At 64.8% G+C, this 18,243-nt stretch carries 15 protein-coding genes and 1 tRNA gene; 14 read left to right on the plus strand and 2 right to left on the minus strand.

The annotated features are described in order from the left end of the window. Nucleotides 1-220: 220 nt before the first annotated feature. A tRNA-Thr gene (locus LJE63_10535) sits at nucleotides 221-296 on the minus strand. A 22-nt stretch (nucleotides 297-318) separates the two neighbouring features. On the opposite strand from LJE63_10535, the gene mfd reads away from it, so the two are divergent. From mfd to LJE63_10605, 14 genes are all read left to right on the plus strand, one after another. Further along, nucleotides 319-3,840 (plus strand): transcription-repair coupling factor, encoded by a 3,522-nt coding sequence (gene mfd, locus LJE63_10540; GenBank protein MCG6907049.1) that lies wholly within the window; start codon nucleotides 319-321, stop codon nucleotides 3,838-3,840. 171 nt (nucleotides 3,841-4,011) lie between these two features. Continuing rightward, the gene (locus LJE63_10545) at nucleotides 4,012-4,695 is read left to right on the plus strand and encodes a SurA N-terminal domain-containing protein (protein MCG6907050.1); all 684 of its coding nucleotides are present in this window, start codon (nucleotides 4,012-4,014) and stop codon (nucleotides 4,693-4,695) included. 50 nt (nucleotides 4,696-4,745) lie between these two features. Further along, nucleotides 4,746-5,759 (plus strand): SurA N-terminal domain-containing protein, encoded by a 1,014-nt coding sequence (locus tag LJE63_10550; protein MCG6907051.1) that lies wholly within the window; start codon nucleotides 4,746-4,748, stop codon nucleotides 5,757-5,759. A gap of 1 nt (nucleotide 5,760) precedes the next feature. After that, the gene (locus LJE63_10555; protein MCG6907052.1) at nucleotides 5,761-6,579 is read left to right on the plus strand and encodes a DUF4115 domain-containing protein; all 819 of its coding nucleotides are present in this window, start codon (nucleotides 5,761-5,763) and stop codon (nucleotides 6,577-6,579) included. A gap of 25 nt (nucleotides 6,580-6,604) precedes the next feature. After that, nucleotides 6,605-7,957, plus strand: coding sequence for a magnesium transporter (mgtE, locus tag LJE63_10560; GenBank protein MCG6907053.1), 1,353 nt, complete (start codon nucleotides 6,605-6,607; stop codon nucleotides 7,955-7,957). Between the two features lies 1 nt (nucleotide 7,958). After that, nucleotides 7,959-8,717: a DNA repair protein RecO gene (gene recO / locus LJE63_10565; GenBank protein ID MCG6907054.1), complete on the plus strand. Its 759-nt coding sequence runs from the start codon at nucleotides 7,959-7,961 to the stop codon at nucleotides 8,715-8,717. Between the two features lie 16 nt (nucleotides 8,718-8,733). Beyond that, nucleotides 8,734-9,837, plus strand: coding sequence for a galactokinase (locus LJE63_10570; GenBank protein MCG6907055.1), 1,104 nt, complete (start codon nucleotides 8,734-8,736; stop codon nucleotides 9,835-9,837). Nucleotides 9,838-9,903: 66 nt separating this feature from the next. Then, on the plus strand, nucleotides 9,904-10,779 hold the full coding sequence (glyQ, locus tag LJE63_10575) for a glycine--tRNA ligase subunit alpha (protein MCG6907056.1): 876 nt from the start codon (nucleotides 9,904-9,906) through the stop codon (nucleotides 10,777-10,779). 67 nt (nucleotides 10,780-10,846) lie between these two features. Further along, nucleotides 10,847-12,940 carry a glycine--tRNA ligase subunit beta gene (gene glyS / locus LJE63_10580; GenBank protein ID MCG6907057.1) on the plus strand — a complete coding sequence of 698 codons (2,094 nt, stop codon included), beginning with the start codon at nucleotides 10,847-10,849 and terminating at the stop codon, nucleotides 12,938-12,940. 42 nt (nucleotides 12,941-12,982) lie between these two features. Continuing rightward, nucleotides 12,983-13,237, plus strand: coding sequence for a hypothetical protein (locus tag LJE63_10585; GenBank protein MCG6907058.1), 255 nt, complete (start codon nucleotides 12,983-12,985; stop codon nucleotides 13,235-13,237). A gap of 5 nt (nucleotides 13,238-13,242) precedes the next feature. Next, complete coding sequence (locus LJE63_10590; protein MCG6907059.1) at nucleotides 13,243-14,007, plus strand: nucleoside phosphorylase; 765 nt, start codon at nucleotides 13,243-13,245, stop codon at nucleotides 14,005-14,007. After that, nucleotides 13,992-16,037 (plus strand): NAD-dependent DNA ligase LigA, encoded by a 2,046-nt coding sequence (ligA, locus tag LJE63_10595; protein MCG6907060.1) that lies wholly within the window; start codon nucleotides 13,992-13,994, stop codon nucleotides 16,035-16,037. Before LJE63_10590 ends, ligA begins: the two co-directional genes overlap by 16 nt. 50 nt (nucleotides 16,038-16,087) lie before the next feature. Further along, the gene (locus tag LJE63_10600; protein MCG6907061.1) at nucleotides 16,088-16,375 is read left to right on the plus strand and encodes an acylphosphatase; all 288 of its coding nucleotides are present in this window, start codon (nucleotides 16,088-16,090) and stop codon (nucleotides 16,373-16,375) included. Nucleotides 16,376-16,414: 39 nt separating this feature from the next. Beyond that, a complete protein-coding gene (locus LJE63_10605) occupies nucleotides 16,415-16,972 on the plus strand; it encodes a hydrolase (GenBank protein ID MCG6907062.1) in 558 nt (185 codons plus the stop codon). A 46-nt stretch (nucleotides 16,973-17,018) separates the two neighbouring features. Here LJE63_10605 and ftsY read toward each other — a convergent pair whose 3' ends face one another. Continuing rightward, the gene (ftsY, locus tag LJE63_10610) at nucleotides 17,019-18,200 is read right to left on the minus strand and encodes a signal recognition particle-docking protein FtsY (GenBank protein MCG6907063.1); all 1,182 of its coding nucleotides are present in this window, start codon (nucleotides 18,198-18,200) and stop codon (nucleotides 17,019-17,021) included. Between the last annotated feature and the right edge of the window lie 43 nt (nucleotides 18,201-18,243).

Below are 18,243 nucleotides of genomic sequence, written 5' to 3' on the forward strand. Positions count from 1 at the left end.
GTGGACCGGCTGCGGGCGCGAAACTCGGCGCGCGGCGGCACCGCTAGGGGGCGGCCGCCAACCCCCGGCTCGTGGTTGTAATTTCTTGTTTTTTGGCATATGTCAGGCCGGAAATCGGGAACACTTCCAAGGGGTGCGGGCTTGGCGCGTCGTTGGCGCCGGCCGGGCCCGTCAAAAAAAAAGGACTCAAGCCTTCCCGCCTTGAACCCTTTGGTCGCGCTGGAGCCGGCGAGCGGACTTGAACCGCTGACCTGCTGATTACGAATCAGCTGCTCTACCAGCTGAGCTACGCCGGCACGTTTGGCTCAGGGTACTACTGTGTTTGCTGACCAAAATCAAGAGAAATATTCCATTCAAACCCTGACGAACCGGCTTGCCGGCCACCATCAGAGCATCACCTGTCTGGGGGTGGCGGGGGCCGAAAGCGCCTATCTGGCCGCCCGCCTCCGCCAGGGCTTGAACCGGCCGCTGTGCTGGGTGGTGGCCGACGGCCGGGAAGCCGAAAAACGCATCCGCGATCTGGGTTTCTTCGGGGTGCGTCCGCCGTTGGACAGCCATTATTTTCCGCCCTACAACATCCTGCCCTACAAATTTATCGCCTACCACAACCAAACCGCCGCTGCGCGCATTCAGACCCTTTATCGACTGTTGGACGCTTCGCGCCCGCCCCTGCTGGTCACCACCATCGCCGCGCTGCTGCAGCGGCTGATTCCCAAGCGTGAGTTGGTGGCCTATTCCGAACTGCTGCTGAGCGGAGAGGAAATCGACCGTGACGCCCTGATCGCCAAACTGATCGCCGGGGGTTACAGCCGCAGTACGCTGGTGGAAGAACCGGGGGATTTTTGCGTGCGTGGCGGGATCATCGATCTCTACTCGCCCTTGTATCCCGATCCGCTGAGAATCGAGTTTTTCGGCGACACGCTGGAGGCCATCCGGTTTTTTTCCGCCGAAAGCCAGCGCACCCTGCAATCCATTTCGGAAGCGGTTGTGGTGCCGGCCCGGGAAACGATCCTCAAAACCAGCGATGCCGAGGCCTTCATCAACCGGATTCGGAAGCTGGCCGCCACCGAGAACATCGCCGTTTCCAGAACCCGCAAGGTGGTGGACCGCATCAAGAACGAAGGGGTTTTCCCGGGAATCGAAAGCCTGTTGCCCCTGCTCTATCCCAGCCTGGGCACGCTCTTCGACTATTTGCCGCCCCACACGCTGTTTCTACTGGAGGAGCCGGCCGTTCTGGAAAAAGCGGCCCGCGAAGCCGAGAGCCAAACCCGGGCCAACTTTGACGCCGCGCGCGGCGAAGGGCGGTTGTGCGTGCCGCCGGAGGACCTGTGCTTGAATTGGCCGGAAGTCCGCAGCCGGCTGCAAACTGCCCAGCCCCTGCTCCTCAAACTCTTTTCGGTCAAGAAGGACGCGGGGTTGGCCGGGGAGAACCCCCTGGAAATGGCGTTTAGGGTAAGCGACAACGCCGGTCTGGAAATCCAGCTCAAAGACTCCAGGCCCACGGGAAACCTGTTCAGACCCGTGGCCGACTGGCTTCGGGCGCAGCAGCGGGCCGGGCACACCGCCCTGGTGGTCTGCAGCACCGCTGCCCAGGCCGGGCGAATCCAGTCGCTGCTGCAGGCCTACGACCTGAACTTGGACGTGATCGCGGGAATGCCGGATATTCAGCCGGGGCGAACCGCCGCTTGGATCTGTCTCGGGGAGGTGAGCAACGGCTTTGTCTGGCCCTCGGAGCGCTTGGCGGTGTTGACCGAAAACGAGGTTTTTCGCACCCGCCGCCGGCAAACCCGTCAGAAACCCGGCTCTGCGCGGGTGAAAGTGCTTTCCTTCGAGGACCTCAAGCAGGGGGACCTGGTGGTCCACGACGAGCACGGCATCGGGCAGTATGCCGGGCTGGTGAAACTGCAGCTCGAGGGGGTTACCAATGACTTTATCCTGATCCGCTACCGCGATGATGACCGGCTCTATCTGCCGGTGGAGCGCATGGGGCTGGTCCAGAAATACATGGGTGTTGACGGGGTCGCGCCGGTTCTGGACAAAATGGGGGGCAAGTCCTGGGACAAAGTGAAGCAGCGGGTCAAGAAATCGGTCGAAAAGATCGCCGGCGACCTGCTCAAGCTCTATGCCGCGCGCAAGGTCGAAAGCGGCTACAGTTTCCGACCCGGGGATGCCCGCTTCAGCCAGTTCGAGGCCGGCTTTCCCTACGAGGAAACCCCCGATCAACGCAAAGCGATCGAGGATTTGCTGCGGGACATGGCCAGTCCCGCGCCCATGGACCGCCTGATCTGCGGCGATGTCGGCTACGGTAAGACCGAGGTAGCCCTGCGGGGTGCATTCGTGGCCGTCATGGAGGGCAAACAGGTGGCGGTGCTGGTGCCCACCACGGTTCTGGCCGAGCAGCATTTTGCGACCTTCTCCCAGCGCTTTGCGCGCTACCCCATCCAACTGGCCTGCCTCAGCCGCTTTCGCGCCCCCCGGGAACAGCGTCAGATCGTTCAGGATCTGGCCGCCGGCAAAATCGACATCGTGATTGGCACCCATCGGCTCCTGCAAAAGGATGTGGCCTTCAAAGACCTGGGCCTGATCATTCTCGACGAGGAGCACCGCTTTGGTGTCAAACACAAGGAAAAACTGAAGAAAATCAGGAAAACCGTGGACGTCCTGGCCATGACGGCCACCCCCATTCCCCGCACCCTGCACCTGTCGCTGACCGGCATCCGGGACATCAGCGTGATTTCGACCCCGCCCGAGGAGCGCCGCTCCATCATCACCTACATTTCGGAGTTCGATGACGCGGTCGTGGTGGAGGCCATCCGCAAGGAACTGCAGCGCAAGGGGCAGATTTTTTTTGTGCACAACAATATCCACGGCATCCAGAAGATCGCCGAGCACCTCAAAGAACTGGTCCCCGAGGTGCGTTTGGACATCGCCCACGGGCGACTGGGCGAGGACGAGCTCGAGGGGGTTATGCTGCGCTTTATGAAGCGCGAAACCGACATGCTGGTCTGCACCGCCATCGTGGAATCGGGTCTGGATATTCCCGCTGCCAATACGATCCTGATCAACCGCGCCGATCGCTTCGGGCTGTCGCAGATTTACCAGCTGCGGGGGCGGGTGGGGCGCTCCGATGAGCAGGCCTATGCCTATCTCTTCATTCCCAACGAGAGCGCCCTCAGCCGGGACGCCCAAAAACGGCTGAAGGTGCTGATGGAGCACAGTGACCTGGGCTCCGGCTTTCAGATCGCCATGAGCGATCTGAAAATCCGCGGCGGCGGCACGATCCTCGGGGCCAACCAGTCCGGACACATCGCCGCCGTAGGCTACGACATGTTCCTGAAGCTGATGGAACACGCTGTTTGTGAGATGAAAGGCGATCCGGTGGTGGAAAGCCTGGAGCCGGAGATCAACATGCCGATGTCGGCCTTTCTGCCGGAGGACTACATTCTGGATATCGACCAACGCCTGAGCGCCTACCGCCGCCTGGCCCGCATGACGGACCTAAAGGAAATCTCGGATTTCAAGGCCGAGTTGGAGGACCGCTACGGGGCGTTGCCCGAGGCCGGCGCTAACCTTCTGCTGAAAATCATGCTCAAGGTCCTGGCCGCGCGCGCCGGGGTCAAGCGTCTGGACCTGCAGCTGCAGCAGCTGCAGCTTTTCTTTTCCGAAATGCACCAGAAAACACCCTATGGCATCGTCGAGTTTGTCATGGCGCGCAAGAAGACCTGTGAGTACACCCCGGATCAGGTTCTGAAAGTGCGGCTCACCAAGGGATCTGCCAACCGCCTGCTTGTTCAGGCCAAAAACATCTTGAAAGAAATCAGCGCCCGTGTTAACCCCTAAAGGCTTATTTTGCTTGAAATAAGTTGCCGCGGGTTTGCCAGCCGTGCTTTTGCGCGGATTCCGGCGTGTTGCCCGCAACCCTGATCCGGGGCAGGGCACCATCTGAAACGGGCCTGCCAAAGGCTGGGGAAGGTGGCGCCAAACCGACCAAATAGGTTTAATCGGGCGGCCTTGGCCGTCGCTTTTTTTTGCCTCGCGGCCCTCTTGGGGGGCTGCAAGGGGGGGGATTCCGAGCAGCGCCCGCTTTTCCTGTTGCGGGTGGGCCAAAGCGTCGTGACCCCCCTTGAGTTCCAGCGCGCCTTTGAAATCGCCAAGGTCGCCTATCCCCACAACACCCTGCAAGAGGCCGCCGCGCGGCGGGAGGCGCAGCTGCGGCTGCTGGAGGAGCTGATCGATGAGCTGATCCTGGTGCAAGAGGCCCACAGCCTGCGCATTGCGGTGAGCCCCGAGGAGTTGGCGGCGGCGGTTGAGAAAATCAAGGCCGATTATCCCGAGGGGGTTTTTGAGCAGGTTTTGCTGGAAAATGCCATCCCCTATGCCGAATGGGAAAAGGCCGTCCGCCGGCGCCTGCTGATCGAAAAGGTGGTGGAGGCCGGGCTGATCGACACCGTCGAGCTCACGCCGCAGGATATCGCCGCCCACCTGGCAACCCGCGGACAGGCGGCGGCCGGATCATCGGCGGCCGGCGATGCCCCCCCAGCCTCCGAACCGCGGATCGACACCCGGCTGATCCGGTATCTGCGCAAACAAAAAGCCGAAGCGGCTTATGCCGGTTGGCTCAAAGGTCTGCAGGCGAAGTACGCCGTTGAGATCAACCACAACCTATGGAACGAAATCACCGGCATAGAGCGTTGAGCCGGCCGGAACGACTTCTGTCGCTGCTTATGCCAATCTCCGCAAACACCATGACGGGTTTCTTTAATCGCCACCGGGGGAAAGTCCCGGGTTTGTTTTGGCACCAAGCACTTCTGACCGCCGGCATTCTCTGCCTCTGGGCCCTTGGAACTGCCGCTGGGGAGGTGGTCGACCGGATCGTGGCGGTGGTCAACGACGACGTGCTCACTCTGGTGGAGTTGGATCAGGCCCTCCGGCCGTACCGCAACAAGTTGGGCACGATGGGGTATCCCCCTGATAAAGAGCATCAGATGCTCTTCAAGGTCCGTGAGGATATCCTCGACCAGTTGATCAACGAGAAGCTGACGGACCAGGAGATTCGCAAGGCCGATATCAGGGTCAGCGACCAGGAGGTTGACAGCGCCATCGAACGGCTCAAAGCCGCGCGCTTTCTGACCGAGGAGGACCTGCAGGCGGCCCTGGCGCGCGACGGCATGAGTCTCGACGATTACCGCCGGCGCGTGCGGGAGCAACTGCTGCGAACCAAGCTGGTCAACCGCCAGATCAAGTCCAAAATCGTGATCACCAAGGAAGACGTCAAGGCCTATTACGAGCAACACCGGGATCAATTCGGGGGGCAGCGGAAATACCACCTGCGCAACATCATCATGCAGGTGCCGCCTCCGGCCGGGGAAGAGGAAAGACAGGCGGTTTTGCGTGCCATGAGCGCGGTGCACGCCAAGCTGAAGGCCGGCGAATCCTTTGCCGCTTTGGCCCGCCAATACTCCCAGTCGCCGATGGCCGGCGAGGGGGGGGATCTGGGGGTTTTTGGATTGAGCGATTTGAGCCCCCAAATCCAGGCCGCAGTTCAAAACCTCAAGCCGGGGGAATTTTCCCAAATCTTGGATACCGAATACGGCTTTCAGATTTTCGAGGTCAAGGAGATCCTGGAAAGCGGCGGCAAACCGCTCGAGGCCGTCACCGCCGAAATCGAAAGCAGGCTGTTCGACGAAGTGGTGAATCAAAAATTCACCGAATGGCTCCGGGAATTGCGCCAGCGCGCTCACATCAAAATCATCCAGTAAGATGGCAACTGAAAATCACCCCTTCGCTTTCGGTCAGTACCTGCGCGATCTCAGGCTGGAGAGGGGCATCAGCCTGGAGACGATCTCCGCCCGAACCCGGATCGGGATGGGCAATCTTCTGGCCATCGAGCGCGAAGACCACCAGCGGCTGCCGGCCGTCGTCTTTGTGGTGGGGTATCTCAAGGCGTATGCCCAGGCCATTGGTGCGGAGCCGGGGGAGGCCATCCGGCGCTACCACGCCAGCCGCCGGGCATACAACGACACCCTCCGGACGGATGCCGTGGCCCGGGCACCCAAACGCCGTCCCTGGTTCCGGCTGTGCGCTGTCCTGGGGCTGCTGGCGGTGGCGACCGGCCTCTCGGTTTTCGGGTTCAATCGCTGGCAGCGTGCAGCGCGCCCCACGGCCCCGGCTGTCTCGCAGGCGCCACCGCCGGCGGCGGTGGCGCGCGGCGGCAGTCCAGCGGGGGAACAGACGCCGGCGCCCGCCGCCGCCCCGGCCGAGAAGCTCAGCGAATCGCCGCCGGCACCGGTGGAAGCCGCCGCCGCTCCCGGGCGCCCGGAAACCGACCCCGCCACCGAATCGGTCGGGCCGCTGGCCCTGGTGGCCCTGGCGGAGGAGGAGACATGGCTGAAGGTCATCAGCGACAACCAGCGACCGGTGGAATACCTGCTCAAGCCCGGTGAAAAGGTGACCCTGGAGGCCCGCCGCGGCTTCAACCTGCTGATTGGCAACGCCGCCGGCCTGAGGCTGACCCTTAACGGCAGACCGGTGAGGGTCCCCGGTAAAAGCGGGCAGGTGGTCACCCTGCAGCTGCCCTGAGAAACGGGGGGAACCGAATAGCGCTATGCACCGCGATCGAAGCAAAATTCTGGCCGACAGCATTCGGCGCCTGTTGAGGCGCGGCGCATCGACCCACCTGCGTAAAATCGTCAGGAAAACCCATGCCGCCGACCTGGCGGCGGTGTTCCAAACCCTGTCGCCGGCGCACCAGCAACGGCTTTTTGAACTGATCGAAAGCCGTGAGCAGAAAGGAATCGTGCTCAGCGAGCTGGACCGCGAGACTTTCCTGGATCTTGTCGAGGATCTCGACCTGGATGAACTCGTCAAAATCCTCGAAACCATGCCCAACGACGACGTCACCGACCTCATCGGCCAGCTTCCCGAGGCGCGCTCCAGCGCGGTCCTGGAAAAGATGAAAAAGGAGCACTCGGCGCAGGTCGAAGGGCTGCTGAGCTACCGGGACGATACCGCCGGCGGCATCATGGTGACCGATTTCATCGCCCTCCGGGAGGATTGCACCGCGCGCGAGGCGATCGCCTCGCTGCAGAAGGAGTATCAGGATGTGGAGATGCCCTTTTACCTCTATGCGGTCGACGAGAACGGCCGCTTGGTGGGCGTCAGCTCCCTGCGGCAGCTGGTGCTGGTGCCGCCCGAAACACCGCTGAAGGCGTTTATGACCCGGGATGTTTTTTCAGTCCAGACCGACATGGACCAGGAGGAGGTCGCCAAGGTGGTGGCCCGCTACGACATCTTGGCCGTGCCGGTGGTCGATGACTCCCACCGGCTGGTGGGGATCGTCACCGTCGACGACGTCATCGACATCTTCCGCGCCGAAGCCACCGAGGACATGCTCAAGATGGCCGGTGTGGGGGATGAGTTCATCGAAACCAAGTCGATCTACAAGAGCACCCGGATGCGTCTGCCGTGGCTTTTTGCCAGCTGTTTCGGCGGCATCGTAGCCTTTTACGTCATCAACCACTTTGAACCCAGCCTGACCCGTTTCGCCTATCTGGCCGCATTCATCCCGGTCATCATGGGCATGGGGGGCAATATTGGCACCCAGTCCTCCACCATCGTGGTCCGCGGACTGGCCACCGGACGCTTGATGGTGCGCGATCTGCGAAAGGTTGTGTTCAAGGAGCTGGTCATCGGGGGGGTGCTGGGGGTGTTTTACGGCCTGCTGATCGGTGGGGTCGCACAGGCCCGCTACGGCCGGTTGAGCTTTGCCCTGGCGGTCAGCCTGGCGGTGCTCTCCTCGATGGCGATCGCCGCCCTGGTGGGCTCCATGGTGCCCATGCTCTTTGCCCGCCTGAATATCGACCCGGCGGTTGCCACGGGCCCCTTCGTGACCACCGCCATCGATATCATCAGCGTGTTCTTTTACTTCCAGATCGCAACCACCCTTCTGGGCATCTGACATGGCATCCTTTTCCACCCCGGCCATCACCCTGAGGCGCATCCAGCACGGGGACTTCGACCTGATCCTCAACTGCTTCACGCTGGCGCGCGGCAAAATGTCGGTCATCGCCAAGTATGCCAAAAAGAGTTCCCGGCGCTTTGGCGGGGTGCTGGAACTCTTTTCCCTGCTTCAGCTGCAATGCTCGGTGGGCCGCGGCCTGCCGATCCTGCAGGAGGCCGAATTGAAACATCCCCATGCCGGCATCCGCGGCAATTTCCGGAAAACCGCCTATGCCAGCTACTGGGCGGAGCTGGTCAACCTGTGGATGGAGGAAAACGTCGCCAACCTGGCGCTCTTCAACCTTTTGGCGCATGTCCTGGCCGAACTGGACAGCGGCGATGCGCCGGACGTGGCGGTCTTGAATCTTCTGTTTCAGGTGCGTTTCATGGCGCTGGCCGGTTTTCTGCCGGAGCTGAACGCCTGCTGCGCCTGCGGCTGTCAGCTGGAGCAGCTCCGGAGCCGCGGGCTGCGGATAGACCCTGCGCGGGGCGGGGCGGTCTGCGGCCGTTGCGGTGGCCCCGGTGGCGGTCCGGGCGAATTGTCCAAGGGGACCCTCAAGCTGTTGCAGTGGCTCAGCTGCAGCGACCTGGCCCAGGCCGGGCGGGTTCGCTTCTCGCCGGCCGCCGTGGCCGAAAGCACCGCTTTTCTGGAAGCCTTTGTCCCCTATCACCTGGGCAAAACCCCGCGCAGCCTCAAGTTTCTGCGGGAAATCCGATGACACGGGAGAAGCTGCGATGCCCCCGAGCCTGCACCAGGCGCTGACCGCACACCCGGTGAGCGCCTCGGCCCCCTGCCGGATCGACATGGGGGGCACCCTGGACATCAGTACCTTTCACCTGCCCCTGCGGCGGCATGCCCCCTGCACCGTCAACCTCGCCATGGCGCTGCGCACCCGGGTCGTGTTGCAGCCCCATGCCGTGGGACATGTGAAAGTCTCTTCGCGGGGATTTGAAAGCGCGGCTTTCCCCACCCACCAGGCGCCTTTCCGGCATCCCCTGGGGCTGATGTTCGCCATCGCGGCTTTTTTCGACGCCGATGGCGTCCACATCCGGATCGACTCGGCCTCCCCGCCGCGCAGTGCCCTGGGCGGGTCCTCGGCGGCGGCCGTGGCCCTGGTGGCCGCCCTGCAGGCCGCCGCTGAACAGATGGGGCTAAGGCGCCGGCTCCCCCGTCGGGAGGTCGCCCTGCTGGCCCACGCTATCGAAGCCAGCGTCGCCGGGGTGCCCTGCGGGCTCCAGGACCAGTTGGCCGCCGCCTTCGGCGGGGTCAACGTCTGGCACTGGCGCTCCGGTTTCGGCGAGCCGGCCTTTCGCCGGGAGGTGCTGCCCGTTGCGCCGGGGGATGAATCCCTGGCCGAACATCTGCTGGTGGCCTATTGCGGGGTGCCCCACGAATCCCAGGATGTCAACGGCCGCTGGGTGCGGCAGTTTCTGGCCGGTGAGAAGCGCGCGTCTTGGGAGGAGATCGCCGCCTTGACGCGCCGCTTTGCCGCCACCCTGTGGGCGGGCGATTTCGAGGCCGCGGCCGATGCCATGAACCGTGAAACGGCCGTGCGGCGCGAGTTGACCCCGGCGGTCCTGGACGCCACCGGCGAAAAACTGGTGGCCGCAGCCATCGACGCCCGCTGCGGGGCCCGCTTTACCGGTGCAGGCGGCGGCGGCTGCCTCTGGGCCCTGGGGCCCCGGGCGGCCATCAAGCGGCTGGCGCCGGTGTGGCAAAAAATTCTGGATGCGGTCGCCGATGCCAGGCTGCTGCCGTTTCGCCTCGACACCCGCGGGGTGGCGGTGGAAGTCCCGAACCGGGACGCCGTCGGCGGGGAGCCGACCTCCGCCGGTTGAGAGCCCTCCCGGCGGCGACGCCCGGGGCCCTTCGTCAAAACCCTATCAACACCCAAGGAAGGTATCATGTATTTTCAGGATGTCATATTCGCGCTTCAGAAATTCTGGGCCCGCAAGGGCTGCGTCCTGGTTCAGCCATACGACATGGAAGTCGGCGCCGGGACCTTTCATCCCACAACGCTTCTCAAGGCCCTGGGCCCGGAGCCCTGGAAGGTCGCCTATGTCCAGCCCTCACGGCGGCCCACCGACGGCCGCTACGGTGAAAACCCCAACCGGCTGCAGCACTACTACCAGTATCAGGTGATCCTGAAACCTTCCCCGACGGATGTCCAGCAGCTCTACCTGGAAAGCCTCAAGGTGTTGGGGGTTGAACCGCTGGAGCACGACATCCGCTTTGTGGAGGATGACTGGGAGTCCCCGACCCTGGGCGCCTCCGGCCTGGGGTGGGAGGTCTGGCTGGACGGCATGGAAGTCACCCAGTTCACCTATTTTCAGCAAGCCGGCAGCATCGAGCTCAATCCGGTTTCGGTGGAGCTGACCTACGGCCTCGAGCGCATCGCCATGTACCTCCAGGGCATCGACAACGTCTATGACCTGCGCTGGAACGAGACGGTTTCCTACGGGGACGTCCACCACCAGCAGGAAGTCGAGCAGTCGGGCTATAACTTCGAAATTGCGGACGTGGCCCTTTTGCTGGAGCTCTTCAACCGCTATGAGACCGAATCCCAGCGGGTAATGGCCGCCGGGCTGGTCCTGCCGGCTTATGAATACTGCCTCAAGTGCTCCCACACCTTCAACCTGCTGGACGCCCGTGGCGCCATCAGCGTGACCGAGCGTACGGGCTACATCGGCCGCATTCGGAACCTGGCCCGGGCCTGCGCCGAGGGCTATCTCAAGCAGCGGGAGGCCATGGGGTTTCCCCTGATCAAAAGCGCGGGCTGAAGCGCCGGCGCCGAAGGACCGCTGAAAATTCCAGTTTGCGGTAAAGCCGCACAAGAGGAAAACAGAGATGAACCATCCCTTATTGTTTGAAATTGGAACCGAGGAGATCCCGGCGGGCTACATCGAGCCGGCCCTGGCGGCCCTCTCGCGGATCCTGCAGGAAAAGCTCGCCGCGGCGCGCATCGACCACGGCGAGGCCCGGGTGTACGGCACCCCGCGGCGGCTGGCGATCCTGATGGCGGACGTGGCCGACCGGCAGAAGCCGTTGACCACCGAGGTCACCGGCCCGCCCGCCACCGTCGGCTTCGACCCCCAGGGCAAGCCCACCGTCGCGGCCCGCAAGTTCGCCGAGAAGGTCGGGATCTCCGTCAGGAAGATCAAGGTCGTCGACACCCCCAAGGGCGCTTATCTGGCGGCGCGCAAAACCGAGCGCGGCCTGGCGACCCTGACCCTGCTCAAGACCATCCTGCCCGAGGTGGTGGTCGCGCTGCCGTTTCCCAAAACCATGCGCTGGTCGGATTACCGTACCGCTTTTGCGCGGCCGGTGCATTCGCTGCTGGCGCTGCTGGGGGGCCGGGTGGTGGGTTTTTCCCTGGAGGATATCAAAAGCGGCCGCCACACCTGGGGACACCCCTTCCTGAAGCCCGGTCGGATCAAGATCTCGCACCCCTCGGAATACCTCCAGCGGCTGGAGACAGCCTGGGTGCTGGCCGATATCGCCAAGCGCCGCAGCCGGGTCAAGGCCGAAATCGAAGCCCTGGCCGCCGAACTGGGCGGCCGCATCCTGCCCGACGAGGAACTGCTCACCACCGTGACCCACCTGATCGAATACCCGGCGCCGGTTGCCGGCCGGTTCGACACCAAATTTCTCGAGCTGCCCGACGAGGTGCTGATCACCTCCATGCGCGAGCATCAGAAATACTTTGCCGTCGAAGACGCCGCCGGCGCCTTGATGCCCCATTTTATAGCCGTCAACAACACCGCCGCCAAGGACCCTGCCCTGGTGGCGCGCGGCCACCAGCGGGTGCTGCGGGCGCGTCTGGAAGACGCCATGTTCTTTTATCGCAGCGATCTGAAGGCCTCCATGGAAGACTGGGTCGACAAGTTGCAGGGCGTCCTGTTCCAGGCAAAGTTGGGCTCGATGCACGCCAAGGCCCTGCGGGTGCAGGCCTTGGCAGAGACCGTCGCCAGCTGGGTGGATGCCGCCGGCACCCTCCGGACGGATGCCTCCCGCGCCGCCCTGCTCTGCAAGGCCGACCTGGTCAGCCAGATGGTGGTGGAGTTTCCGAAACTCCAGGGGGTCATGGGGCGGGTCTATGCCGCCGTTGCCGGTGAACCCGAGGCCGTTGCCGTCGCCATCCAGGAGCATTACCGGCCCACCGCCTCGGGCGGCGCCCTGCCGCGGACCCAAACCGGTGCGGTGGTCAGCATCGCGGACAAGATGGATTCCATCTGCGGCTGCTTCCGGGTGGGGCTGGTGCCCACGGGCGGGTCGGACCCCTACGCGCTGCGCCGCCAGGGAATCGGGATCGTCCAGATCATGCGCGACCAGGGGATGCGCTTTTCCCTGGGCAAGCTGATCGCGGCCGCTCTGGCTGCCTACGAGGGAATCGGAGACGCGCCCCCGACCCAGAGTGCCGAGCAGGTTTTCGCCTTTTTGCGCAACCGGATGGCCCACCTGCTGACCGAGGAGGGGCTCTCCAAGGACGTCGTCGCGGCGGTGGTGGCGGCCTCGGCGGACGACGTGCCCGACGTCTGGGAGCGCGCCCGCGCCCTGGAGGCCCTCAGGGCCGCACCGGACTTCGAGCCCCTGGCGATCGCCTTCAAGCGGGTGGTCAACATCATGAAAAAGGCGGGTGTCGCCGCGGCGCCGTCCGATGCTGGCGCCGTTTCCCCCGCGCGCTTCGAGCATCCCTGTGAAGGCGATCTCCTGCAGGCCTACCAGAGGGTCAAGGCCGAGGTGGCGCGCCACCAGGCTGACCGGCGCCCGGATCTGGCCCTGCGGGCGATCGCTACCCTGAGGGGTGCGGTGGATGCCTTTTTTGACGGCGTCATGGTGATGGCCGAGGAACCCGCGGTCCGCGACAATCGCTTCGCCCTGCTGGCCCTGGTGGCCGGCCTGTTCGAAAATATCGCCGATTTTTCAAAAATTTCAACCTGACAGCCGGCCCCGTTGCGGCTTCGGGTGAGTAGGGAGGATTGGATGGCGTTTGATCCCCAAAAGGACAAGATCATCAAGAAGTGGCATTGCCCGGAAACCGGCCTGATGGTTTCCATCAACCAGTACGACCGCGGGGAGCCCAAGGTTCAGATCGGCCCCCGGATGCTGAAGAAGAAGGACGGCACCGACCGGGCGCCGGCCAAAGCCGGCCGCCTGAGTATGGAGGACGTCTTGTGGCTCTATGAGAACATCGACGAGATCAAGGACGAACTCTCCCGGCTGGTGGAACCCGAATAAACCCCATGCAGGCCCCCGCCATGGCCACTGACGACGGCCTTGAACCCGCCATTGTGAACCCCGTAAAGGGCCGCAGGTCGCCGGATCTCGGCCCGTCGGGATTGTTGGTGGCCTGTCAGCCGGACCTCGACACCCTCTGCCGGCGGCATCGGCTGGACCCCCGGCAGGCCACTGCCCTGCTGATGAGCCGGGTGTATCCGGCCGAGGGGTCGGCCCCGCCGGCCTTTACCATCTGCGGCCCCGTGATGGGGGCGCCCTATGCGGTGATGGTGCTGGAAAGCCTGATCGCCTGGGGGCTTCGCCGGGTGCTTTTTTTCGGATGGTGCGGCGCCATATCCCCGCGGGTGGCCATCGGGGACATCATCCTGCCCACCCAGGCGCTGATCGATGAGGGCACCTCGCGCCACTACGGTGGCAGCCAAGACCGCCCGACGCGGCCGGCCACGCGGCTGCTGGCCGACACCCGGGCGGTCCTGGCCCGCAAGGGGCTGGCCTTTCACGAAGGGGCCATCTGGACCACGGACGCAATCTACCGCGAAACCCCGGCCAAACTACGACACTTCCGGCAGCGCCGGGCCATCGGGGTGGAAATGGAGCTCTCGGCCCTGCTGACGGTCGCCCGCTTCCGGGGTGTTGCGGCCGGCGCCATTCTGGTGGTCTCCGATGAACTGGCGGACCTGACGTGGCGCCCCGGTTTCCGGGACCCGCGTTTCACGGCCGCCCGCAAGGCGGTCTGCGAGGTGCTGAGCACGCTATGCCCGATTCTGTGACCCCCGAGGTGCGCGAAGAGGCGGAGCGGCTGCGGGCCGCGCTGCACCACCACAACTACCGTTACTACGTCCTGGATGATCCCGAGGTTTCCGATGCCGAATACGACCGTCTGATGCAGGCCCTCATCCGGCTGGAAACCCGCTTCCCCCAGTTGCGCACGCCGGACTCGCCCACCCTGCGCGTGGGCGCCCCGCCCCTTGAAAAATTCGCCACCGCCCGCCACAGCGTGCCCATGCTGAGCCTGGAGAACGGCTTTGACGACGCTGACATCCGCGAGTTCGATGCCCGTATCAAACGCCTGCTGGCCGTCCAGGAGCTGATCCGCTACACGGCGGAGCCCAAACTGGACGGCCTGGCGGTGGAGCTGGTCTACCGGGAGGGGCTGCTGGTGATGGCCGCCACCCGGGGCGACGGCTTCAGCGGGGAGGTGATCACGGAAAACGTGCGCACCATTCGGAGCGTTCCGCTGCGCCTGCGGTCCCCCGAAGGCCGGTCGATTCCCCCGCTGCTGGAGGTGCGTGGCGAGGTGTTCATCGGGCGGGCGGGGTTTCGCAAGCTCAACCAGGAACGCCTGGAGGCTGGCCTGGCGCCCTTCGCCAACCCGCGCAATGCCGCCGCCGGTTCCCTGCGGCAGCTGGATTCCCGGGTGACTGCCGGGCGCCCGCTGGAGATTTTCTGCTACGGGGTGGGCGCCGTGGACGGCCGGCCGCTGGCTGCCCACAGCGACACCCTGCGGTATCTGAGCACTCTCGGCTTCCGGATCAACCCCCTCGTGCGGGAGAAGATCACCATCGAGGAGACGCTGGCCTTTTTTCGCCGCCTGGCGGCCGAGCGCCACGAACTGCCCTACGAGATTGACGGGATGGTGGTCAAGGTCGACCGCCTGGACTTCCAGCAGGCCCTGGGGGCCACCGCGCGCAGCCCGCGCTGGGCGATCGCTTACAAATTTGCGGCCCTGCAGGAGACCACGCGCATCCGCGACATCCAGGTCCAGGTGGGGCGCACCGGCGCCATCACCCCGGTTGCCTTGCTGGAGCCGGTCAGCGTCGGCGGGGTGACCGTCAGCCGGGCGACCCTGCACAACGCCGATGAAATCGCCAAAAAGGATATCCGCATTGGGGACCGGGTTCTGGTGCAGCGCGCCGGGGACGTGATTCCCGAGGTGGTCAAGGCCCTGCCTTCGCTGCGCGACGGCAGCCAGCGCCCCTTTCAGATGCCCGACACCTGTCCGGTCTGCGGGGCGCCGGTGGTGCGGCTGGCGGGGGAGGTCGTGATGCGCTGCAATAACGCCAGCTGCCCGGCCCAGATCAAAGAGGGGATCCGGCATTTTGCCGCCAAGGGCGCATTTGACATCGACGGCCTGGGCGAAAAGCTGGTGGCGCAGCTGGTGGACAAGGGGTTGATCGCCTCCTACGCCGACATCTTTGGGCTGGAGGCCCAGCAGCTGGCGTCGCTTGAGCGAATGGGGGAAAAATCGGCCGAAAACCTGGTCCGGGCCATCGCGGCCAGCCGGACCATTCCGCTTGCCCGGTTTCTCTATGCCCTGGGCATCCGGCACGTGGGCGAGCACATCGCCCGTCTGCTGGCCGAGCACTTTAAAAGCGTGGAGGCCCTGGCCGCCGCCAGCGAGGAACAGATCGCCGCCGTCGCCGGGGTCGGACCGGTGGTGGCCGGCAGCGTGAGGGCCTTTTTCGACCAGGCCGAAAACCGGCGGGCCGTGCAGGCCCTGCTGGTGTGCGGGGTGCGGATCGTGGCGCCCGCGGCCGGGCCCGCGGTTGGGAACCCCTTCGCGGGGCAGCGCTTCGTTCTGACCGGCACACTGGAATCCATGCCGCGCAGCCAGGCCAAGGCGCGCATCGAGCGGCTGGGGGGGACGGTCTCAAACAGCGTCAGCGCCAAGACGCGCTTCGTCGTGGCCGGCAGCGCGCCAGGCTCCAAACGCGCCCGGGCCGAAGCCCTGGGAGTCGCGGTGATCGACGAGGAGCGCTTTCTGGTGCTGCTGGAGGCGGCCGAAGGCCCGGGCGACTGAACCCCGTCCCCGGCAACCGCCCCCTGGTGGGAGAAAGGATGGGTCAAGCTATGGAAGAGAACACGGTGTGTGCGCACGCAATCATCAGCGGCAGGGTGCAGGGGGTGTTTTACCGCATGGAGACCCTGCGCGCCGTGGAAGCCATCGGGGGGGTGACCGGCTGGGTCAAAAACCGGTCGGACGGAACCGTGGAGGCCGTCTTCGAGGGCCCCCGCGGCCGGGTGGAGGCCGTTTTGGCCTGGTGCCGTAACGGCCCCCCGCGGGCCCGCGTAACGGCGGTGACGGTTTCCTGGCACGACCCCAGCGGAGGCCATGAGCGCTTTGTCATCACCCGGTGAGGCTGCCGGCGGGAGCGCCTCCACCTGAAAGGCGGGACCATGAGACGTCATCCATTTGTTGCTGAGCGTGAAGCCAGTTTGCTGCTGATCATCGATGTTCAGGAGGCGATGCGCAAGGTGATGGGGTCATGGGAGGCGACTGTGGCCAAGGTGCGCCAGCTGGGCCGGGCCGCCAACGCCCTGGGGGTCCCGGTTTTGGTGACCGAGCAGTACAAAAAGGGGCTTGGCCCAACCGATCCTGAACTGCTGCGGGAGATTCAAACTTCCCGGGTCTTTCAAAAGGAGCACTTCAGCGCCTGCCTGGAACCAGCGTTTCTCCCCGCCGTCCAGGATTTCCAGCGCCGCCAGATTGTGGTGGTCGGGATGGAAACCCATGTCTGCGTCCTGCAGACCGCTCTGGATTTGATCGCATCGGGCTTTCAGGTGCACCTCGTGGCCGATGCCGTGGCCTCCCGGGTGGAGCAAAACCGCGAGACCGCTGTCGATCTCTTGCGCCAGGCCGGCGCGGTGGTCAGCTCGGCGGAGATCGTCATCTTCCAGTGGGCGCGGCGGGCCAATACCACGGAGTTCCGCAGGATTCTCCCGATCGTCAAATAGCCCCGGGAGCGCGCCTCCCGCAGCGGCGGATTTTTCCCCGCGACCCTTAAAAGAGGGCGCTGACGAACTTCTGGGGGTCGAAATCCTGGAGGTCTGCGATCTTTTCGCCGATGCCGATGTATTTCAGCGGGATCTGGAGGCTGTTGCAGATGCCGATCACGATGCCGCCCTTGGCCGTTCCGTCCAACTTGGTCAGGGCGATGCCGGTGACGCCCACGGTCTCCTGGAAGAGTTTGGCCTGGGCCAGGGCGTTCTGGCCGGTGGTGGCGTCCAGTACCAGCAGGACTTCGTGGGGCGCGCCGGGCAGTTTACGGTCGATGGTGCGCTGAATCTTCTGGAGTTCGGCCATCAGGTTGACTTTGGTGTGCAATCGCCCGGCGGTGTCCACGAGCACCACGTCCACCCCGCGGGCCAGGGCCGCTTCGATGGTGTCGAAGGCCACGGCGGCGGGATCGGCGTTTTCGCGGTGGCGGACGATCTCGGCCCCGGAGCGCCGGGCCCAGATTTCCAGCTGTTCGCCGGCGGCGGCCCTGAAGGTGTCCGCGGCGCCGATCAGCACCTTTTGCCCGGCCGCCGTGTAGCGCGCGGCCAGCTTGCCGATGGTGGTGGTTTTGCCGACGCCGTTGACCCCCACCGCCATGATCACATGGGGTTTAACGGCGCCCTGGGGCGGCGGCGGCGCCGTGGCCACGAGCGCCAGGATTTCCTCCTTGAGGGTGTTTTTGAGCTGTTCGGCGTTGGCGATCTCGGCCTTGCGCGCTGAAATCCGGTCCATCAGCGCCGCGGTGGTCCCCACCCCGATATCGGCGGTGATCAGAAGCTCCTCCAGCTCTTCGAGCATGTCGGCGTCGATCCTGCCCTGGCCGCGGAAGAGGCCTTCGAGGCCCGCCGCCAGCGAGCGGCGGGTTTTGCCCAGGCGCTCCGTGAGGCGCGCCAGAAAGCCCGTCGGCGTGGCGGCCGTATCCTGAGCTGCCGGTTGTGCAGCAAGGGGCGGAGCGGTTTCGGCGGCGGGGCGGGGAGGGGCCCCGGCGTCTTCAGCGGATGGCACGGGCGCTTCCACCTGCGGCTTGCCGGGCGGTTTGGGCGTTTTGCGGGCCGCAAGGCGCTGGATGATTTTGGTCAGCACGATGGTCAGGATGAACACCAGAACGCCCCACCAGACCTCGCGCGGCACTGCCGCCAGCAGACGCGTTAAGGCTTCCCAAAACCCTTCCAGGTTTTCTTGCATTGCAATCACTTCCCGTGGTTTTCCGCCGCCAGGTCTCCGGGGC

It is taken from the genome of Desulfobacteraceae bacterium, assembly GCA_022340425.1.
In the GTDB taxonomy this organism is placed as follows: domain Bacteria; phylum Desulfobacterota; class Desulfobacteria; order Desulfobacterales; family JAABRJ01; genus JAABRJ01.